The organism is Asticcacaulis currens, assembly GCF_028550395.1.
Classification (GTDB): domain Bacteria; phylum Pseudomonadota; class Alphaproteobacteria; order Caulobacterales; family Caulobacteraceae; genus Asticcacaulis; species Asticcacaulis currens.
The window spans coordinates 236,467-256,547 of record NZ_JAQQKW010000006.1 but is presented as its reverse complement, the minus strand read 5'-3'; the positions used below and the strand labels follow the sequence as shown (position 1 = coordinate 256,547).

Annotated in this window: 20 protein-coding genes; 15 read left to right on the top strand and 5 right to left on the bottom strand. The window is 59.8% G+C overall.

Going from position 1 to position 20,081, the window contains the following annotated elements; genetic code table 11:
* Positions 1-56: 56 nt before the first annotated feature.
* The 15 genes from PQU94_RS12235 to PQU94_RS12165 all read left to right on the top strand — a co-directional run bounded on the left by PQU94_RS12235 (position 57) and on the right by PQU94_RS12165 (position 16,129).
* On the top strand, positions 57-2,009 hold the full coding sequence (locus PQU94_RS12235) for an alpha/beta hydrolase family protein (RefSeq protein ID WP_272741738.1): 1,953 nt from the start codon (positions 57-59) through the stop codon (positions 2,007-2,009).
* A 122-nt stretch (positions 2,010-2,131) separates the two neighbouring features.
* Positions 2,132-2,659, top strand: a complete 528-nt coding sequence (locus PQU94_RS12230; RefSeq protein WP_272741737.1) for a peroxiredoxin — start codon at positions 2,132-2,134, stop codon at positions 2,657-2,659.
* A 217-nt stretch (positions 2,660-2,876) separates the two neighbouring features.
* Positions 2,877-3,251 (top strand): 30S ribosomal protein S6, encoded by a 375-nt coding sequence (gene rpsF / locus PQU94_RS12225; protein ID WP_013480245.1) that lies wholly within the window; start codon positions 2,877-2,879, stop codon positions 3,249-3,251.
* A 12-nt stretch (positions 3,252-3,263) separates the two neighbouring features.
* A complete protein-coding gene (gene rpsR, locus PQU94_RS12220; protein ID WP_013480244.1) occupies positions 3,264-3,542 on the top strand; it encodes a 30S ribosomal protein S18 in 279 nt (92 codons plus the stop codon).
* A 12-nt stretch (positions 3,543-3,554) separates the two neighbouring features.
* Positions 3,555-4,139, top strand: coding sequence for a 50S ribosomal protein L9 (rplI, locus tag PQU94_RS12215; protein WP_272741736.1), 585 nt, complete (start codon positions 3,555-3,557; stop codon positions 4,137-4,139).
* Between the two features lie 420 nt (positions 4,140-4,559).
* Positions 4,560-4,898: a P-II family nitrogen regulator gene (locus PQU94_RS12210; RefSeq protein WP_013480241.1), complete on the top strand. Its 339-nt coding sequence runs from the start codon at positions 4,560-4,562 to the stop codon at positions 4,896-4,898.
* A 42-nt stretch (positions 4,899-4,940) separates the two neighbouring features.
* Positions 4,941-6,347: a type I glutamate--ammonia ligase gene (glnA, locus tag PQU94_RS12205; protein ID WP_272741735.1), complete on the top strand. Its 1,407-nt coding sequence runs from the start codon at positions 4,941-4,943 to the stop codon at positions 6,345-6,347.
* A gap of 333 nt (positions 6,348-6,680) precedes the next feature.
* On the top strand, positions 6,681-8,117 hold the full coding sequence (locus PQU94_RS12200) for an ammonium transporter (protein WP_272741734.1): 1,437 nt from the start codon (positions 6,681-6,683) through the stop codon (positions 8,115-8,117).
* A gap of 415 nt (positions 8,118-8,532) precedes the next feature.
* Positions 8,533-9,240, top strand: coding sequence for a TorF family putative porin (locus PQU94_RS12195; protein ID WP_272741733.1), 708 nt, complete (start codon positions 8,533-8,535; stop codon positions 9,238-9,240).
* A 130-nt stretch (positions 9,241-9,370) separates the two neighbouring features.
* Positions 9,371-11,467: a DNA topoisomerase IV subunit B gene (parE, locus tag PQU94_RS12190; protein WP_272741732.1), complete on the top strand. Its 2,097-nt coding sequence runs from the start codon at positions 9,371-9,373 to the stop codon at positions 11,465-11,467.
* 153 nt (positions 11,468-11,620) lie between these two features.
* Positions 11,621-13,126 (top strand): DEAD/DEAH box helicase, encoded by a 1,506-nt coding sequence (locus tag PQU94_RS12185; RefSeq protein WP_272741731.1) that lies wholly within the window; start codon positions 11,621-11,623, stop codon positions 13,124-13,126.
* A 101-nt stretch (positions 13,127-13,227) separates the two neighbouring features.
* Entirely contained in the window at positions 13,228-14,286 is a 1,059-nt protein-coding gene (locus PQU94_RS12180; RefSeq protein ID WP_272741730.1) for a GGDEF domain-containing protein, read from the top strand.
* A 96-nt stretch (positions 14,287-14,382) separates the two neighbouring features.
* A complete protein-coding gene (locus tag PQU94_RS12175; protein WP_272741729.1) occupies positions 14,383-15,141 on the top strand; it encodes a lysophospholipid acyltransferase family protein in 759 nt (252 codons plus the stop codon).
* A gap of 78 nt (positions 15,142-15,219) precedes the next feature.
* Positions 15,220-15,612 carry an STAS/SEC14 domain-containing protein gene (locus PQU94_RS12170; protein ID WP_272741728.1) on the top strand — a complete coding sequence of 131 codons (393 nt, stop codon included), beginning with the start codon at positions 15,220-15,222 and terminating at the stop codon, positions 15,610-15,612.
* A 94-nt stretch (positions 15,613-15,706) separates the two neighbouring features.
* Positions 15,707-16,129, top strand: a complete 423-nt coding sequence (locus tag PQU94_RS12165) for a hypothetical protein (protein WP_272741727.1) — start codon at positions 15,707-15,709, stop codon at positions 16,127-16,129.
* Between the two features lie 27 nt (positions 16,130-16,156).
* Here PQU94_RS12165 and PQU94_RS12160 read toward each other — a convergent pair whose 3' ends face one another.
* From PQU94_RS12160 to sufC, 5 genes are all read right to left on the bottom strand, one after another.
* Positions 16,157-16,555, bottom strand: coding sequence for a HesB/IscA family protein (locus PQU94_RS12160; RefSeq protein ID WP_272741726.1), 399 nt, complete (start codon positions 16,553-16,555; stop codon positions 16,157-16,159).
* 68 nt (positions 16,556-16,623) lie between these two features.
* Entirely contained in the window at positions 16,624-17,055 is a 432-nt protein-coding gene (locus PQU94_RS12155; protein WP_272741753.1) for an SUF system Fe-S cluster assembly protein, read from the bottom strand.
* Between the two features lie 5 nt (positions 17,056-17,060).
* Positions 17,061-18,281 carry a cysteine desulfurase gene (locus tag PQU94_RS12150; RefSeq protein ID WP_272741725.1) on the bottom strand — a complete coding sequence of 407 codons (1,221 nt, stop codon included), beginning with the start codon at positions 18,279-18,281 and terminating at the stop codon, positions 17,061-17,063.
* Positions 18,271-19,329 carry a SufB/SufD family protein gene (locus PQU94_RS12145; RefSeq protein WP_272741724.1) on the bottom strand — a complete coding sequence of 353 codons (1,059 nt, stop codon included), beginning with the start codon at positions 19,327-19,329 and terminating at the stop codon, positions 18,271-18,273. The genes PQU94_RS12150 and PQU94_RS12145 overlap by 11 nt, the downstream gene beginning before the upstream one ends.
* Entirely contained in the window at positions 19,329-20,078 is a 750-nt protein-coding gene (gene sufC, locus PQU94_RS12140) for a Fe-S cluster assembly ATPase SufC (protein WP_272741723.1), read from the bottom strand. Before sufC ends, PQU94_RS12145 begins: the two co-directional genes overlap by 1 nt.
* Between the last annotated feature and the right edge of the window lie 3 nt (positions 20,079-20,081).

Genomic DNA, 20,081 nt, shown 5'->3' with positions numbered 1-20,081 from the left:
CAGACGTGGATGATCAAGCGACGGGGGCGTCGCTGCGCGACTATTGGGGGCGTTTTATGACTATTCTGAAGACCATCGTCCTGGCCGGCGTTGCGACGGCCTGCGCTTTTTCCGCCGTGGCAGAAACCGCGCCTGCGGCAAACACTCTGGGCACACCGCCGCCGCTGACGGCCTTTAGTAAACTGCCCGCCATCGACGAAGTAGCCTTGTCCCCGGATGGTAAGCGGGTCGCCTTGATCCGGAACGCGGGCGGTGAACGCTTCCTGATGGACATCGACATCGACAAGAACGACTTCAAGGCCATGCGGGTCGGCGGCGTAAAGGTCCGCAGCCTCTTCTGGGGAGACGCAACTCGTATCATCCTCATTTCGTCGCAAGCCGCATATCTGCGTGAATTCGTTGGCGGAAAGGACGAGTATTATTCCGGACAGATACTGGACCTGCCCCGCAACAAGACCTTTGCCCTGTTTGACAAGACCGGAGGCTTTTATCCCATCGTCATGGGGGATTTTCAGCGCGTCAAAATCAAGGGCGAGTATCGGGTCACCGCCTCCAATACCAAGATCGAGAACGAAGGCCTGCGCAGCCTCTACAATTTTGATCTGAACACCGGGCGCGGGCGGGTAATGGACGAAGTCCCCTACCACGTTCAGAACTGGATTGTGCGCGGCGATGGCGAGATCATAGCCCGGGCCGAATATGATCGCGACACTAAGATATGGACCCTGCGCTATCACCAGAATGGCAAATGGCGCGCGATCTATTCGGAAAAACAGATGCTGGACGCGCCGTCTCTTGTGGGACGCGGCCGCGATGACGAATCGGTGTTGGTCTATATCAATGCCGGCGAAAAGGCTGGCAACTATTACGAAGTCTTCCCGGATGGCCGGTTCAGCGAGCCTCTGGATACCAAGGGCAGTAATGTCGGCACCTTCTATCATCCGGCGACGGGCAAGCTGGCGGGCTTTATCAATTACAGCCCCGATGGCCCCGCCTATACCTTTTTTGCTCCCGATCTGGCCAACCTGCCGCATCTGATCGAGAAAGGTATGCCGGACTATACCTACCGAAAGCTGGTTGATATGTCTGATGATGGCCGCCAGATCATCGTCTATGGGGAAGGACCCGGCGATCCAGGCACCTACTACTATATCGACTACACCACCAAGAGCTTCAAACTCGCTGGCCAGACGCGACCTGACGTACCTTCGGAATGGGTCGCCGAAAAGCGCAAGGTGACCTACAAGGCGGCAGATGGGCTGGAGATTAACGGCTATCTGACCCTGCCGCCCGGTCGTGAGGCCAAAAACCTGCCCCTGATCGTCCTGCCGCATGGCGGGCCGGAGTCCTATGACGACATCAGATATGACTGGATGTCTCAGGCCATCGCCTCGCGCGGGTATGCCGTATTGCAACCCAATTTCCGCGGTTCGAGCGGCTACGGTGACAGCTTTACCGAAAAGGGCTACGGGGAATGGGGCCGCAAGATGCAGACCGACCTGTCGGACGGCGTGCGCTATCTGGCCAAGGAAGGGACGATCGACCCCAAGCGCGTTTGCATTGTCGGGGCCTCCTACGGTGGCTATGCGGCCATGGCGGGGGCGGCGCTTGATCCGGGCGTCTATCGCTGCGCCAGCGGCATCGCGCCGGTGACCAATCTCAAGAAGATGATCGCTTACGAAGAAGAGTCCGTCGGCTATGACAAACAAGCGCGGCGGGTGCTGTACTGGAAGCGGTTTCTGGGCGATGAAAGCCGCTGGGCCGAGGTATCGCCGGACCTGAAGGCCGCTAATATCACCATCCCCATCCAGTTGATCCACGGCAAGGACGACACGGTTGTGCCGATTGATCAGAGCTACCGAATGCGCGACGCCCTGAAAAAAGCCGGTAAGGAGGTTGATCTGATCCTTCTGAAAGAAGAGGATCACTGGCTGTCGCGGGAACCCACCCGCGTGCAGACCATGGACGCCGTGGTGGCCTTTATCGAGAAGCACAATCCGCCCTACTAATGCCTCACTTGCCAATAGCAATCATCCAGATTGCGATTGGCAAGTCAAAGTCCGGTCGATTATCTGAGCCAAGGTCGCCAAATCGGCGTATATGGAGACACTTCACACAATGGAGACGTCTCATGCTCATCCGTGCCGCTCTGGTTGCCGCTGCGTTTGCCCTTACCGCCACTTCGCCTGCGCTGGCCGCGCTCAAGGTTGGCGACAAGGCCCCCGACTTCAAGGTCGAGGCCGCCACCAACGGCGAAACTCATGCGTTTTCGCTGAAATCCGCTTTGAAGCAAGGCCCGGTGATTGTGTACTTCTACCCCAAGGCGTTCACCGGCGGCTGCTCGCTGGAAGCGCGTCAGTTCTCCGAAAACATGGACAAGTTCGCCGCCAAAAAGATCAGCGTCGTCGGCCTGTCGGCGGATGATGTGCCGACGCTCAAGAAGTTCTCAAAGGCGGACTGCGGTGGCAAGTTCCCGGTCGGTTCGGACAAGGGGGCCAGGATCGCCGAGAAATACGATGCCAAGATGCCGGCTGTGCCGATGTCGGGTCGCGTCTCCTACATTATTGGTAAGGACGGCAAGATCGCCTTCGTCCACGATTCCGGCAATGCGGCGACCCACGTGCCCAGCCTGCTGGCGGCTGCCGACAGCCTGAAATAGGGCTGTCCCAACACCGTAGTCGCGTCAGAACGCTGTGAAACGTCCGTTGCAGGCCGTTTTGACACGGTTACCGACACTTGATTATGCGGGCGTTATCGACTATAGCGCCCGCGTCGCTTGCGTGGTGGTCATTCCTCATTGTGAGGAGCCATGATCCATCGTGTGTCCGGGGCTTCCGCCCGGATGCGCGCCACCCCGCTCAACGGAAGAGGACCAAATGGCACTTTATGAACACGTCGTGCTCGCACGGCAGGACATTTCGCCGCAACAGGCGGAAGGTCTCAACGATACCCTCAAGGCGCTGATCGAAGAACTGGGCGGCTCGGTCGCCAAGATCGAATACTGGGGTCTGCGCAACCTCACCTACCGCGTGAAGAAGAACCGCAAGGCGCACTACTCGCTGCTGGCCATTGATGCGCCGGCGGCCGCCGTGAAGGAAATGGAACGTCAGTTGTCGATCAACGAAGACGTCATCCGCTTCCTGACCGTTCGCGTCGAAGAGCTGGATCTGGAACTGTCGCCGGTTCTGTCGCGTCGTGACCGTCCGGAGCGCGCTGAGCGTTCCGAACGTGCTGAATTCGCTGAGCAATAAGGAGAGCTGAAGATGGCTGAAGACACTATCGCCGCCACTCCGGGCGCTCCCGTCGGCTCCGCTCCGGCTCGTCGTCCGTTTTTCCGCCGCCGTAAGGTGTGCCCGTTCTCCGGCGCCAATGCTCCGAAGATCGACTACAAGGACGTGAAGCTGCTGCAACGCTACATCTCCGAGCGCGGCAAGATCGTGCCGTCGCGCATCACCGCCGTGTCGCAAAAGAAGCAACGTGAGCTGGCCAAGGCCATCAAGCGCGCCCGCTTCCTGGCACTTCTGCCCTACGTCGTGAAGTAAGGAGACGCACCCATGAAAGTTGTTCTCCTGGAACGCGTTGAAAATCTGGGCGTTATCGGTGACGTCGTGTCGGTGAAGGACGGCTTTGCCCGTAACTTCCTGCTGCCGCGTCACAAGGCCCTGCGCGCTACGACCGCCAATCTGAAGTTCTTCGAAGCTCAGAAGGAACAGATCGTCGCCCGTAACGCCGCCGCTCGCTCGGCTGCCGAAACCCAAGGCGCTGAACTCGACGGTCAGCAGTACGTGATCATCCGTCAGGCGGGTGAAACCGGTCAACTCTACGGTTCGGTCACCGGCCGTGACGTTGCTGACGCCGTCGCTGAAACCGGCGGCAAGGTCGAGCGCAACCAGATCGTTCTCGACACCCCGATCAAGACCCTTGGTCTGCACGCCCTTAAGGTGCGTCTGCACGCCGAAGTCACGATCTCGATCACGGTCAACGTCGCGCGCTCGGCTGAAGAGGCCGAACGTCAGGCCGCCGGCGAAAACGTTATCGCCGCGCAGTTCGAAGAAGACCGTCTGGCTGACGAAGCCGCCGCTGCCGACCTTCTCGAAGGCGGTGCCGGTCAGGCCATCGAAGAGTCTTACGAGTACTAAAATCCGATATCGGATACTCAAAGACCCCCGGATTTCACGATCCGGGGGTTTTATTTTGGCCCAGAGGCTTCTTTGGCGACTTCTTCGCCGGTGCGGCAGCGACGCCGGGAAAAATTCTCTTTGGTCTATCTTTACGGCCCAAAAGGCGTGATTTAGGGTCGTGATATGATTTCAGAGGAAATCATGTGGCCTGACAGGCGAGGCCTGCGCCCGCTGGAAAAGGGGTTGCGGTTTCCAAATCGGCTAACAGGCGTAATTTCCTTTTGAATTTGCCCCCGACTGCGGCTAAAGGCAGAACGGGTGCGCTCACGCATCGTAATAAATCTTTACAGTCAAGTGAGCTGTTTCACCGGAATCTGGCTTGCATTCTGTCGCAATGCAAAAGATTTTCGCTGTTAACGGTCGTGATCAGGATTGCTCATGAAAAAGATCGAAGCTGTTATCAAACCCTTCAAGCTGGACGAAGTGAAGGAAGCCCTTCAGGAAATCGGCGTGCAGGGTATGACCGTTCTGGAAGCCAAGGGCTACGGCCGCCAGAAAGGACATTCCGAACTCTACCGGGGTGCGGAATATGTTGTTGATTTTCTGCCGAAGATCAAAATTGAACTCGTGGTTGCCGACGATCTGGCACCGGCCGCACTTGAGGCCATCCAGACCGCGGCGCGCACGGGCAAGATTGGCGACGGCAAGATTTTTGTGAGCGACGTCATTGATGTCGTTCGCATCCGCACCGGGGAGTCCGGACCGCAAGCGGTTTGATCCTCCCCAAACTACCCAACCAAAAACCCAGGGCGTCAAAAAATGACCGCAGCAGACATTCTCAAGCTCATCAAGGAAAAGGACGTCAAGTATGTTGACGTTCGCTTCACCGACGTTCGCGGCAAGATGCAGCATGTGACCTTCGACATCGATCTCGTCGATGAAGACTTCCTCAATGACGGCACCATGTTCGACGGCTCGTCGATCGCCGGCTGGAAGGCCATCAACGAATCCGACATGAAGCTGCGCCCGGACCTGAAGACGGCCTATATCGACCCCTTCTATCAGCAGACCACCCTCTTCCTGTTCTGCGACGTCATCAATCCGGATACCAACGAGCCCTATAACCGCGACCCGCGCTCGATCGCCAAGAAGGCGCTCGCCTACGTGCAGTCGGCCGGCATCGGCGACACCGTCTATTTCGGTCCGGAAGCCGAATTCTTCCTGTTCGACGACGTCCGCTGGTCGATCGCGCCGAACAACACCGGCTTCTCCTTCGACTCGTCGGAACTGCCGATTAACTCGGCCAAGGAATACGCCGAAGGCAATATGGGTCACCGTCCGGGCCCGAAGGGCGGCTACTTCCCGGTCAACCCGGTGGACTCCTGCCAGGACCTGCGCGGTGAAATGCTCGCCGTCATGGGCGAACTGGGCATGGAACCGGAAAAGCACCACCACGAAGTGGCGCCGGCCCAGCACGAGCTCGGCCTGAAGTTCTCGGACATGCTGACCATGGCCGACCGTACCCAGCTCTACAAGTACGTCGTGCAGAACGTCGCCCACGCCTATGGCAAGACCGCGACCTTCATGCCGAAGCCGATGTTCGGTGACAACGGTTCGGGTATGCACGTCCACCAGTCGATCTGGAAGAACGGCAAGCCGCTGTTCGCTGGTGACAAGTATGCCGGTCTGTCGGACCTGTGCCTGTGGTACATCGGCGGCATCATCAAGCACGCCAAGGCCATCAACGCCTTCGCCAACCCGACGACCAACTCCTACAAGCGTCTGGTTCCGGGCTACGAAGCCCCGGTGAAGCTGGCCTATTCGTCGCGTAACCGCTCGGCCTCGATCCGTATTCCGTGGGTGTCTTCGCCGAAGGGCAAGCGTATCGAAGCGCGCTTCCCCGATCCGCTGGGCAACCCCTACCTGACCTTCTCCGCCCTGCTGATGGCTGGTCTCGACGGTATCGAAAACCGCATTGATCCGGGCCCGGCGGCCGACAAAAACCTGTACGACCTGCCGCCGCAAGAGCAAAAGGCCGTGCCGGAAGTCTGCGGCAGCCTGCGTGAAGCCCTCGACAACCTCGACAAGGACCGCGCCTTCCTCAAGAAGGGCGGCGTGTTCGACGACGATTTCATCGACTCCTACATCGAACTCAAGATGGAAGAAGTGATGGCCTTCGAACTGCGTCCGCACCCGATCGAGTTCGAGATGTACTACAAGGGCTAAGCTCAATATCTCCCCGCAAAGGGTTGATTTTAAAGAACAAGCCGCTCCTAACTGGGGCGGCTTGTTTGCATATGGGTGGTGGTCAAAAGACCTGATTACCGTTCTGAAAGCGCTGTCTAAAATATAGTTTCACCGGATACTTTTATAATATCATTTGATACCAACCTGATTTTCAGGGTTTGCGCGTTTCACCCCGCCATATTGACACATAAATGACGCATTAAATCCCCGCACGCCCCCTCACCCCGCCATGTCTTAACAAAACCCTTTGCGAAACAAACGCATGGCGGCACTCTTCGCCGGTGCAACATCCGCTTATCCAAGGGGGATAACTTGAAAACGTGGATTAAATTCTCAAAAGTGCTGGCGGCCTCCGCCGCACTCCTCGTGACGGCCCCGGTCGTCACTGTCGCCCACGCGGCGGCGGTCACCTCCGAAGCTGCGGTTTCGGAAGCGGCTCCGGCTTCGGAAGCCGCCACACCTACGGCGGCCGCCGAAGCGCCGGCCCCCGTCCTCCTCGCCCACCAGAAGCCGCTGACGCTTGACGCCGCCGGCACCGCCTGGATCATCGTCGCCACGGCCCTCGTGCTGATGATGACCATGCCGGGTCTCGCCCTGTTCTACGGCGGTATGGTGCGCAAGAAGAACATCATCGCCACCGTGACCCAGTCGGTCGCCGTGACCTGCGTCGTGGCGGTCCTGTGGTTCGTCGTCGGCTACAGCCTGTCCTTCGGGGTGGCTGACAAGGCGCTGTTCGGCATCCCGGGTGAAACCGTCAACAAATTCATCGGCGGCTTCGACGTGTTCCTGCTCAAGGGCGTGACCACCTCGACGGCCTATGCCTCGGCGCCCGGCCTGCCGGAAATGCTGTGGATCGCCTATCAGATGACCTTCGCCATCATCACGCCCGCCCTGATCACCGGCGCTTTTGCCGAACGGATCAAGCTGTCGGGTCTGCTGCTGTTCATGGCCCTGTGGTCGGTCTTCATCTATGCGCCGATCTGTCACCAGGTCTGGGGTGGCGGTTATCTGGCGGCCATGCACGTGCTCGACTTCGCCGGTGGTGCCGTTGTTCACGTCAACTCCGGTGTCGCTGGTCTGGTGGCCGCCATCTTCCTTGGCCGACGTAAGGGTTACGGCACCGAAGAAATGACACCGAACAACCTGATCTTCGTCATGATCGGCGCTTCGCTGCTGTTCGTTGGCTGGATCGGTTTCAACGCCGGTTCGGAATGGGCCGCTGACGGTATCGCCGCCGCCGCTCTGCTGAACACCATTCTGGCCGCCTGCGCCGCTGGTCTGACGTGGAAGCTGGTCGAATGGACCATCCGCCGCAAGCCGTCGCTGCTCGGCATCCTGTCCGGTATCGTGGCGGGCCTCGTGGCCATCACCCCGGCCGCCGGTTTCGTCAACCCGACCGGTGCACTGATCATCGGCCTGATCGCGGGTCCCTTCTGCTACACCTCGGCGGTGTGGGTGAAGCGCCTGCTGGGCTATGACGACTCGCTGGACGCTTTCGGCATCCACGGTGCGGGTGGTTTCCTCGGCGCGATCCTGACGGCGGTATTTGCCGACCCGTCGATCAACCCGCTGGCCGAAGGCGCTTCGGTCGGGGCTCAGTTCATGGGTCTGGTCTTTACGATCCTGTGGTCCGCCATCGGCACCTTTATCATCCTTGTCATCTGCAAGTTCACCACGGGCCTGCGCGTGTCGGAAGCGGATGAAGAAGCCGGTCTCGACTCTGCTCTGCATGACGAAGTTCACCACTAGCCATCAGAACTTCAGTACGCTTACAGATGGGGTGCCGAAAGGCACCCTATTTTTTTGCGTGGATGTCAGGCACTATGCGCTCGCTCAGACGGCTTGTGGTGAGAACGCGATTCGCTTTTTGCGCGCTGCGGCGAAAAAGTAACGTTGCAGCGCAAGATATGCCCGCCACATTGGCAACACAAAGGTTTGGATTCAGGCTAAAATTTTGGGATTTTTTATTTTAAAACAATGAATTATATTCACTTGGCAATTGTGAACGTCGCATTAGGAATTCGTGACAATTTTACATCAAGACCGCTCAAACCTTCAGCGGGGGGTAGTACGCAACGTAAAAATTGCTACATTGAACTTCGATTTACGCCGCAGTTGCGTACTGTGGTCGATATAATCTGAACCATAATACAGGATACAGATCATGAAGAAGTTCCTCCTCGCCGCCACGATCGCCGCAACTGCTCTGGTCGCTGGCGCCGCTTCCGCCGAAGGCGCTTTCAGCTACAACATCGCCGCCACCAACAACTATGTCTGGCGCGGCATCTCCCAGTCGAGCAAGGATGCGGCTGTTCAGGGCGGCATCGACTACACCAACGGGACCTTCTACGCCGGCACCTGGGCGTCGAACGTCGATTTTGGTTCGGACGCTTCGCTGGAAGTCGATCTGTACGCCGGCCTGAAGCCGACCGTCGGCAACTGGGCGTTTGACTTCGGTGCCATCTACTATTCCTACCCCGATGAAGACTCGCTGAACTTCGGTGAACTGAAGGCCGGCTTCACCCACCCGATGGGCAAGGGCTCGATTGGTGCCACCCTCTACACCAACTGGGAAACGCTGGAAAACCCCTACTATGAACTGAACGCGGCCTATCCGCTGACCGACAAATGGTCGGTTTCGGGCGCTTTTGGTAAGCAAGAAGGCTCCTTCACCGCCTATGCCGGTACGCCGAAGGAAAAGGCCTATGACAGCTACACGACCTGGAATGTCGGCGTCGGTTACGCCCTGTCCGAAAATCTGTCGCTCGACCTGCGTTACTGGGACACCGGCGACCATCCCCTGGGCTGGAACGCTGACGGCCGTAATAACATGAAGGAACAGGTTGCCCTGACCCTCAAGGCGGCGTTCTAAGCCACCAGGCATTAAGCCACAGAAATCGGCCGCAAGCCCCTTGGGGTTTGCGGCCTTTTTGTTTATGGATTGTTCACGTCCACCCTTGCCGGACGGATGGAATTTCACCGAATCGGTCCACAGTACGCGCATGTCCACTACGCCTCCCCAACCTTCCCTGTTCGGCGGTGACGCCCCCGTGCCTCAACCAGACGCTGCCTCTTCGCCTGCGGCCAAACCGGCCCCGGCCAAGCCTGAACCCGTCAAGGCGGCGCAACCGGTGGCTACGCCGGGTGCCAAGCCCTCGGCCATGACCGCCGAAGGCTATGGCGCGGAAGCGATCGAGGTGCTTGAAGGGCTGGAGCCCGTGCGTAAGCGTCCGGGCATGTATATCGGCGGCACCGACGAAAAGGCGATGCACCATCTGTTCGCCGAAGTGCTCGACAACGCCATGGACGAGGCCGTCGCCGGTCATGCCAAGGCCATCTGGGTCGAGCTGGACGCCGAAGGCTATTTGTCGGTACGCGATGATGGTCGCGGCATCCCCGTCGATCTGCACCCCAAATACCCCGGCAAGTCGGCGCTGGAAGTGGTCATGACCGTCCTGCACTCCGGCGGTAAGTTCTCCGGCAAGGCCTATGAGACCTCCGGCGGTCTGCACGGTGTCGGCGTCTCGGTGGTGAACGCCCTGTCCGAGCGCCTCGAAGTGACGGTGTGGCGCGACGGGTTTGAATGGCAGCAGGTCTTTTCGCGCGGCCTCAGTCAGGGCCCCATTCAGCAGATCGCGCCGTCGAAGAAGCGCGGCACCCGCGAACGCTTCAAGCCGGATGAAGAGATTTTCGGCGTCGGCGCGCACTTTAAACCGGCGCGCCTGTACCGCATGGCGAAAGCGAAAGCCTATCTGTTCCGCGGCGTGCAGATTCACTGGAAGTGCGACCCCAGCCAGATCACCGATCACACCCCGCCCGAAGACAGGTTCTACTTCCCCAACGGTCTGGCCGATTATCTGGCCGAGCGGGTGCAGGAGACCGAAACCGTCACCGACATCTTCTCAGGCCGCGTGGAACGGCAAGGTGAAGCCGGGGCCGTGGAGTGGGCCGTCACCTGGTCAGGGGCCGGTTTCGGCGAATTTGACGGCTTTACCCAGTCCTATTGCAACACCATCCCGACGCCCGACGGCGGTACGCATGAGGCGGGCCTGCGCGCCGCGCTCACCCGCTCGCTGAAGGCCTATGCCGACATGACCGGCGACAAGCGCGGCGGCATCATCACTGCCGAAGACGTGGTGGCGCAAGCCGGCGTGGTCATCTCGGTCTTCATCAAGAACCCTGAGTTTCAGGGCCAGACCAAGGACCGCCTGTCGTCCAGCGAAGCCCAGCGCCTGGTCGAAAAGGCGCTGGCCGATCCGTTCGACCACTGGCTGATCAGTTCGCCCAAACAGGCCGATCGCCTGTTGCAGTTCGTTGTCGAACGCGCCGAGGACCGCCTGAAAAAGCGCAAGGATAAAGAGGTGCAGCGCGCCTCCGCCACGCGCAAGCTGCGTCTGCCGGGCAAGCTGGCCGATTGTGCGCGTCAGGACGCCACTGGCACCGAGTTGTTCATCGTCGAAGGCGACTCGGCTGGTGGCTCCGCCAAGCAGGCGCGTAACCGCAATACGCAGGCTATCCTGCCCCTGCGCGGCAAGATCCTCAATATCGCCTCGGCGACCGCCGACAAGGCCAAGTCCAATCAGGAACTGTCCGATCTCGGGCTGGCTCTGGGCGTACAGCCGGGCGCGCGCTTCAAGGAAGACGATCTGCGCTACGAGCGTGTGGTGATCATGACCGACGCCGATGTGGACGGGGCCCACATCGCCTCGCTGCTGATCACCTATTTCTACCGCACCATGCCGTCGATGATCCGCAATGGTCACCTCTATCTGGCCATGCCGCCGCTGTACCGCATCAGCCACGGCACCAAGATCATCTATGCCAAGGACGATGCGCACCGACTTGAAATCCTTGAAAAAGAGTTCAAGGGCAAGAAGCCCGAAATCGGCCGCTTCAAGGGTCTGGGCGAGATGATGCCGGCACAACTCAAGGAAACGACCATGGACCCGAAAACGCGGACCCTGGCGCGTGTCACCCTGCCGGAGAACGAGAGCGATATCGAGGACCTGGTCGAGACTCTGATGGGCCGTAAACCGGAACTGCGCTTCAAGTACATTCAGCAAAACGCCGAATTTGTCGGCGATGATCTGGACGTCTGAGACGCCACAACGCAATAAATCTCTGTCCTTTTATGTAAAATCTGATACTAGAGGCCGCAAAGCCTTTACCGGCGTATTTATCGCCGTGTCCGCGCTTACGTGGCGGCTGATTTTTTCCTGCGACTGTCCGAAACGGCAACCCTTCAAAGCTGAATGACCAAATTTACCGATCTAGGCCTGAACCCCGATATCCTGAAAGCCGTGGCCGATACCGGCTATGATACGCCGACCGCCATTCAGGAACAGGCCATTCCTATTGCCCTGATCGGACTGGACGTACTGGGGATTGCGCAGACGGGCACCGGCAAGACGGCGGCCTTCACCCTGCCGATGATCGAAAAGCTCGCTTCGGGCCGTTCGCGCGCCCGTATGCCGCGCGCCATCGTGCTGGCCCCGACGCGTGAACTGGCCGATCAGGTGGCCGAAGCCTTTGAGAAATATGCCAAATATTGCAAGCTGAACTGGGCCCTGCTGATTGGCGGTGTCTCCATGGCCGATCAGGTGGCCAAGCTGGACAAGGGCGTCGATGTGCTGATCGCCACGCCGGGCCGCCTGCTCGACCTGTTCGAACGGTCCAAGGTGATGCTCAACGGCGTGCAACTGATGGTCGTTGACGAAGCTGACCGCATGCTGGACATGGGCTTCATCCCCGATATCGAGCGCATCTTCAAGCTGACGCCGCCGTCGCGCCAGACCCTGTTCTTCTCGGCGACCATGCCGCCGGAAATCACGCGCCTGACCGAGCAGTTTCTGAAGAACCCGGTACGCATCGAAGTCTCGCGCCCTGCGACCACCAACGAGAACATCACCCAGTACGTCTATCGCGTGCCGGCGGGCGACTCCAAACTGCTGGCCAAGGCCAAGCGTCTGGCCCTGCGCACCCTGATCGGCCAGTTGGAGATCAATAACGGCATCGTCTTCTGCAACCGCAAGACCGATGTCGATATCGTCGCCAAGTCGCTGTCGGTACACGGCTTTAACGCGGCCCCAATCCACGGCGACCTGGATCAGTCCCTGCGCATGAAGACGCTCGATGCCTTCCGCAGCGGTGAGCTGAAACTGCTGGTGGCCTCGGACGTCGCGGCGCGCGGGCTGGATATCCCCAGCGTCAGCCACGTCTTCAACTTCGATGTGCCGCATCACGCCGACGACTATGTGCACCGTATCGGGCGCACAGGCCGCGCCGGACGCACGGGCGAAGCCTATCTCATCCTCGCGCCCAATGACGAGAAGAACTACGACAAGGTGTTGAAGCTCATCAAGAAAGAGCCTAACGCACTTGAACTGGACGTCGATTGGGGGCCTCTGGCCGATGCCCGTCCGGACAGGGAAAAACCGGCGAGGGGTCGCGGCGAACGGGGTGAGCGCGATCGTTCGGCACGCCCGCGGCGTGAACGCGGCCGCAAGAGCGATGCCCCGGCAGAGGTAACGGTCGAAGCCATCGAACCGGAGGTTGCCGCCGCCGAACCCGCTCCGCTCCCGGAGAAAAAAACGCGCCGCCGCAAGTCATCGGCAACAGAAAGCCCTGCCCCGCGCGCCCGGGCCGCCGAGGACGATTTCCCGTTGAAAGACAACGAAGACAGCCTGCCCAGAGGACCGGAAGGTCAGGGATTTGGCGGCCATGTCCCCGCCTTTATGCTGCGCAGCGCCTACCGCTGAGATCACGGGTAAGCGAAAATAACTTCCGGCGTTAACCGCCTGTCAGAGAAATTAGCTTAGGCTGTCCTTCGTCACCCGATTCGTGACACGAGGAAGCCTTTATGAGCAACGACATAGAAGTGAGCGTTCGCAGTTCCAATGCCTATAGTCTGGCCATGGAGGCCATTCGGCTGATGGAACTGCACGGGGTTTGGCCGACGCCACTTAATTACGAAATCTGGCTCTATGTCGCGGGCGATCCCAACTCGGCTCTGGCGCAGGAAATTCACCGCCTGATCGGTTCGGGCGAAAAAATCACCGAAGAAATCTCCGAAAGCCTCGCGTCCAAATTCATTTCCCGCCTTAAGCTCAATGATGAGGTGCGCGACGCTGGTCTGCGCCTGACGCGCGAACTGGCTTCGGTCAGTGAAGTCATCAACGAAGCCCAGAAGGCCCAGAAAGACTATAACGAGACGCTGGAAGGCGCGCGCAGCAGCTTTGACGGCGACTCCGATGCCCAGCGTCTGCGCCAGCTTGTCGGGCGCCTGACCGATGCGACCTCGCAAATCCTGAGCCAACATGCGCATTTCGAAGTTCGCCTGAGCGAATCCTCACGAGAAGTGGCGCGCCTGCGCAAGCACCTCGATCAGGTACGTCTGGAAGCCATGACCGACGCCCTGACCAATCTGGCCAACCGCAAGTCGTTCGATGAGGCGCTGGAGCGCCATTGCGACAGCGACGAAGGCAAGAATATCACGCTGGCCGTGCTCGATATCGACCATTTCAAACGCTTCAACGACACCTGGGGTCACCAGACGGGGGATCAGGTGCTGCGTTACGTCGCCTCGGTCCTGTCGCGGATCGGGCGCGCGCCGCGTATGGCCGCGCGTTATGGCGGTGAAGAATTTGCCATGATCTTCCCCAACGAAACCATTGCCTCGGTGGAGCGCCTGCTCAACGAGGCGCGGCAGGAAATCGCTTCGCGCGTCCTGAAACGCCGCTCGACCAACGAAGACCTCGGGACCATCACCATTTCGGTCGGCATTGCCGAACGCGACTACGGCGAAGACGCCTATGACCTTCTCGACCGCGCCGACAAGGCCCTTTATCAGTCGAAGAATGGCGGCCGCAACATGGTGACCTGCGCGGCCTCGGCCCTGAAAGCCATCGACGCTGCCTGAGTTATCAAGGTCAAAAATATAATTTGAACATTGTTCAAATTTATGCGACAAGGGGGCGTGATCCGTTGATCAAGCCCCTTTTTCGTGGATAGTCTCATGCGCGCCTTCGCGTTTTCCATCGCCTACTGGACCTTCTCCATTGCCTACAGCCTGATGGCCATTGGCCTGTCGCTCCTGCCCGGACGCAAGCCCGTCCTGTGGGTGGTGCAGCGCTACACGCGCCGCATGGTGTGGGCCATGCGTGCGCTGGCCGGTATCCGACTTGAGGTCCGCGGCCGTCACCTGGTCCCCGATACGCCGGTCATTTTCGCCGCCAAGCACCAGTCTTGGGGCGACGGCTTTTGTCTCTATTCGCAGTTTGAAGACGTGGCCTTCGTTACCGGTGACCATCTGGAAAAATTCCCCCTGATGGGGACGCTGCTGCGCAAGCTGGGCGCGATTGTCGTCAATAATTGCGGCGGGCACGAAGCGCGGCGCAATCTCAGCCAGCGTTCCGCCGAAGCCGACCGCGATGGCCGCCACATCCTCATCTATCCCGAAGGCCACCTCAATGCGCCGGGCACCTACCGCCGCTATCGCTCAGGCGTGTGGCACATGTACCGGAATTTCAACCGTCCCGTCGTGCCCGTCGCCACCAATCTGGGCCTGTTCTGGCAGGAAACGCGCTATCAAAAGACCGCGGGGACCGCCGTGCTGGAGTTTCTGGACCCCATCGACCCCGGCCTCGACAAGGCGCAGTTCATGGCCCTTTTGCAGGCACGCATCGAAGGTCGCACGCAGGAACTGATCGCCGAAGCCACAGGCGGCCCGGTGGAAGCGTCCATCCTTGTCAACGAAGGAGCAATTCCGGCATAGACAACGGAAATACAAGCGTTTTTTAATAAAGCCCTGCTAGACACAAAGACCTTATCCTTGTGTTCTGTAAGGTCAGTTGTGCCGCGCCCTCTTCGCCTCTCCCATCTCATTGACCCCGACAGGCATATACTGCTGGTGACGGCGCGCGGAGACTATACCAGCGAGGGTTTCGCCGACGCCCTGATCGCGGTTTATCAGCAGGTCGAGCGTCCCTGGACCTATGACCGGATACTGGATATGCGCTCAGCGCAGGGCGTGGTGGAATTTCAGGACCTGCTAAAGGTCTCTGTATGGCTGGCGCAGGTGGCCGGCACCCCACCGCCCCCGCGCCGCCGTCTGGCCCTGATTTCCAATGATCCCTTCGACCGGGCGCGCATGAATGCGCTGGGTGACGCCTTCCCCCATGCCTATATCCAGTTGTTCGACCGTCGTGATGAAGCCATCGAATGGCTGGCGACTCCACAACCGTAACCCGTTACCGAAACAACGTTTCACGCTTAAGCTAAGTGGTTCTTAAGTATTGACGCGTAGAATGGGTTGGCAATCACAAAGTCCCTGCTTACCCATGTCGCAAAAATACCGCCTCAGTGTTTATCTGGATGAAAACTATTCCATCCTTATTGCCCGCGTCTTTGGCCCTATCCCGAGCGCCGAGCTGTGCGACCGCTTTCTCGAAGCCTATGCCGAAATCGGCGAACCGTGGCGTTATGACCGCCTGATCGATTTTCGCCGCTATACGGGACATATGGAAGACGAGGACCGCCAGCGCTTTGCCCGCACCTGGGCCGAGTGGACACGTCACGTGACCGAAGGCCGCCGGGTCGCCTTTGTAACGCATGACGCGGTGGAAGAGGTGTATATCCAGCAGGACTACGCCTCTTTCCCCAAGGACACGATGCGTAACTTCTATACGGCGGATGAGGCGCTCGACTGGCTGACGGGTCGCAGCGATGAGGTCGAATTCGTGCCTCAGGCGCTGCGCGCCTGATCCGTACACGCTCGCCGCAGCCAATATTTAGTCAGAGTGCGTGGCTGCGGGCTTGATCGTTACACTCTCGCCGCAGCCACAGGCATCCGTCTCGTTCGGGTTGTTAAACACGAACTTCGACGCCAGCTTCGTCGTCTCATAGTCAATGACCGTGCCGACCAGATACAGCACAGCCTTGGGTTCGATCAGTATGGTCACCTCCTTGTCGGTGACCACCTCGTCCAGCGGATCGGCCGCTTCGGCATAGCTCAGCACATATTCCTGCCCGGCGCAGCCCCCCTGTTTGACGCCCACGCGCAGGCCGACATAGGGTTTATCAGCGCGCGCCATAATGGCCTTCACCTGCGCCGCCGCCGCATCGGTCAGCGACACGATGGCCGGACGCGGCCGACGGGGACGAGGCGTGATAACAGGCTGAATATCCATAGCTATCTCTGCGGCCTTTACTCTTACGGAAGGGGTACATGGGGGAAACTGCGTTTCCCCCATGCGAACTAAAACATGTTGAGCTGAAGCTTGGCCTCGTCGCTCATCTTGGACGCCTCCCACGGCGGATCGAAGACCAGATTGACGTGACAATCGGCCACGCCGCGCACGCCCATCACCGCATTCTGCACCCAGCCGGGCATCTCCCCCGCCACCGGACAACCCGGCGCGGTCAGGGTCATATCGACCACGACTTCGCGGTTGTCATTGATATCGACGCGATAGATCAGACCCAGCTCATAGATATCGACCGGTATTTCCGGGTCGAACACCGTTTTGAACGCCGCGATCAGCTCATCGGTCAGACGATCCAACTCTTCCTGCGCCAGCGGTTCGACCGCCGTCGTTTCTTCCGGGGCAAACAGCTCGGCCTGCCCCGGGTCGATAGCCGCTTCGCTGGCGTCATCGCCGGACAGGGAAATGATCTCGTGCTTGGACATGGTCATTACTCAAAAAACCCTTGCGCCTTTTCAACCGCTGCAATCAGCGCGTCGATCTCGGCCTCGGTATTATAGATGGCGATAGAGGCGCGCACCGTCGAGGTCACGCCCAGGCGCGTCATCAGCGGTTCCGCGCAATGCGTCCCCGCCCTCACCGCTATATTGTAGCGGTCAAGGATCTGCGCAACGTCATGCGCGTGAGCCGAGCCCAGCGAAAAGGTCAGGATCGAGCCTTTTTCTGGTGCTTCGCCATAGATGCGCAGCGCATTGATCTTTTTCAGCCCCGCATGAGCGCGTTCATACAGCGCCATTTCGTGCGCCGCAGCGGCCTCACGGTCGATCTGCGACAGCCAGTCGATGGCGGCTTTCAGCCCGATCACCTCCAGAATAGCCGGCGTGCCCGCTTCGAAACGGTGCGGCGGCTCGGCATAGGTGATGCGCTCTTTGGAGACGTGTGCGATCATTTCGCCGCCGCCCTGCCAGGGCGGCATGGCCTCCAGCAGGTCATAGCGGCCCCACAAAACGCCCAGCCCTGTCGGGCCGTACAGCTTGTGCGCCGAAAAGGCGTAGAAGTCGCAGCCAAGCGCCTGCACATCGACGGGCAGATGGACCACGCCTTGACAGCCGTCGATCAGCACCTTCGCACCCACCGTATGGGCCTTCTCGACAATGTCCTGTACCGGATTGATCGTACCCAGAACGTTCGACATATGCGCCACGGCGACCAGCTTGACGCGATCTGTCAACAGTTGATCAAACGCGGTCATATCGAGGCTGCCGTCGTCAAGGATCGGCACCCATTTCAGCACCGCGCCCGTGCGCTGCGCCAGCATGTGCCACGGCACGATATTGGCGTGATGCTCCAGCTCGGTGATGAGGATTTCATCGCCCGCCTTGATATGAGCCTGCCCCCAGGTCTGGGCGACGAGGTTCATCGATTCCGTCGCCGATTTGGTGAAGATCACCTCTTCCGGACGCGCGGCGTTGATAAAGGTCGCGACCGTTTCACGACCGGCCTCAAAGGCATCGGTCACCTCATTGGCCAGCCGGTGGAGGCCGCGGTGCACATTGGCGTAGGACTGCGCCATATGGTGGCTCATGGCCTCGATGACGGCGGTCGGCTTCTGTGCCGAGGCCCCGGAATCGAGATAGATCAGCGGCTTACCGTTGATCTGACGGCTGAGGATAGGGAAGTCGCGGCGGACCGCTTCGACATCAAAGGGCATAGAAGCCTCCCGCCTTATCCTCAATCCAGTTCAGCACCATTTCGCGTAAGCCCTCGTCCTCGATCTGCTCAGCGACCGGTACGACAAAGGCCTGCATCAGGAGGGCGCGCGCCACCTCTTCGGGCATACCGCGTGACTGACAGAAGAACAGCGCCGACTCGTCCAGCGCGCCGATGGTGTTGCCGTGCGCGCACTGCACATCGTCAGCGTAGATTTCCAGCTCCGGCTTGGCGCGCACATGCGCCCCGTCATTGAGCATCAGGGCCTGATGGCGCATACGGGCATCGGTACCATCGGCACCCTTTTCGACATAGATGCGGCCCTGAAACACCGCCGTCGCGCGGTCCTTGACGAGGCCCTTGATCAACTGTTGAGTCGCGCCATCGACCTCGACGTGGGTGACGCGCGTCGTGTAGTCAAAGTGCGCCGCGTCTTTCAGCAGATAGGCCCCGTGCATCTCGACCAGAGCGCCTTGCCCGGCGTGCGTGACATGGGTTTCAAAGCGCTGGAACTTGGCGCCTGTGGCGAAAACGTACTGCTTGAAAACGCTGTCCGGCGCGGTGGTCACGGTCGAACGGCGCACCGACACGGCGCTTTCCGGCTCATCGAGAATGACCACGCGGATCAGCGTCGCCCCTTCGGCCACGTCGAAGTGCAGGACCGTGCTGGCGGCATAGTCCAGCGCCCCGCTATAGTCTTCGAGCAGGATGAGGTGTTCACCCGCGCCAAGGGTGATGCGGCCCTCGCCCTGATAACCGGCGACAGAGCCCTCTTCCCCGAAATCGCTCATGTCGAGGTAAAGACGACCGCCCGAACCCTGAACGGCTTTGGAAACGGCGGCTTGCAGGTCAGCCAGTTGCCCGTCACCGGCACAGTGCCAGTAGAAGCCCCCGAAATCCCCGGCTTCGGCCTGAAGATGCGTCAGCTCGGCGCGCGCCGGCACGTCCCGCAGGGCGCGCGATAGGTCAGAATATGTCCATTCCTCATGACGCCGCGTCGGGTAGGACGACGGGTCGAACAGGTCGAGCGGGGTAAGGTCAAACGCCATTACGCCGCCTCATTGACGTAGCGGTCATAGCCGTGCGCTTCCAGCTCCAGCGCCAGCTCCGGCCCGCCCGAATGGACGATCCTGCCATCGACGAGGATGTGGATGCGGTCCGGCTTGATATGGTCGAGCAGGCGCTGATAGTGGGTGATGACCAGCATCCCGCGATCATCGCTGCGCAGGGCATTGACGCCGTCCGACACCACCTTCAGCGCGTCAATATCGAGGCCGGAATCCGTTTCATCAAGGATCAGGAACTTCGGTTGCAGCAGCGCCATTTGCAGCACTTCCATGCGCTTCTTTTCGCCACCGGAGAAACCGACATTGAGCGGACGTTTCAGCATGTCCATGTCGATTTTCAGCGTCTTGGCGACGTCGCGGATGGTCTTGAGGAATTCGGGGGCCGACATCTCCTCTTCGCCGCGAAGTTTACGCTGGGCATTGAGCGCCGTGCGGATGAAGGTCATGGCAGGCACGCCGGGGATTTCGAGCGGATACTGGAACGACAGATAAAGCCCCGCCGCGGCGCGCTCATGCACGTCCTTCTCCAGCAGATCTTCGCCGTTGAAATCGACCGCCCCTTGCGTCACTTCGTAATTTGGCCGCCCGGCCAGCGTGTAGCCCAGCGTCGATTTCCCGGCCCCGTTGGGGCCCATAATGGCGTGCACTTCACCCGCCGGAACGTTCAGGTTCAGGCCCTTGAGGATGGTCTTGTCGTCAACGCTGACGGTGAGGTTTTCGATATTAAGCATTGT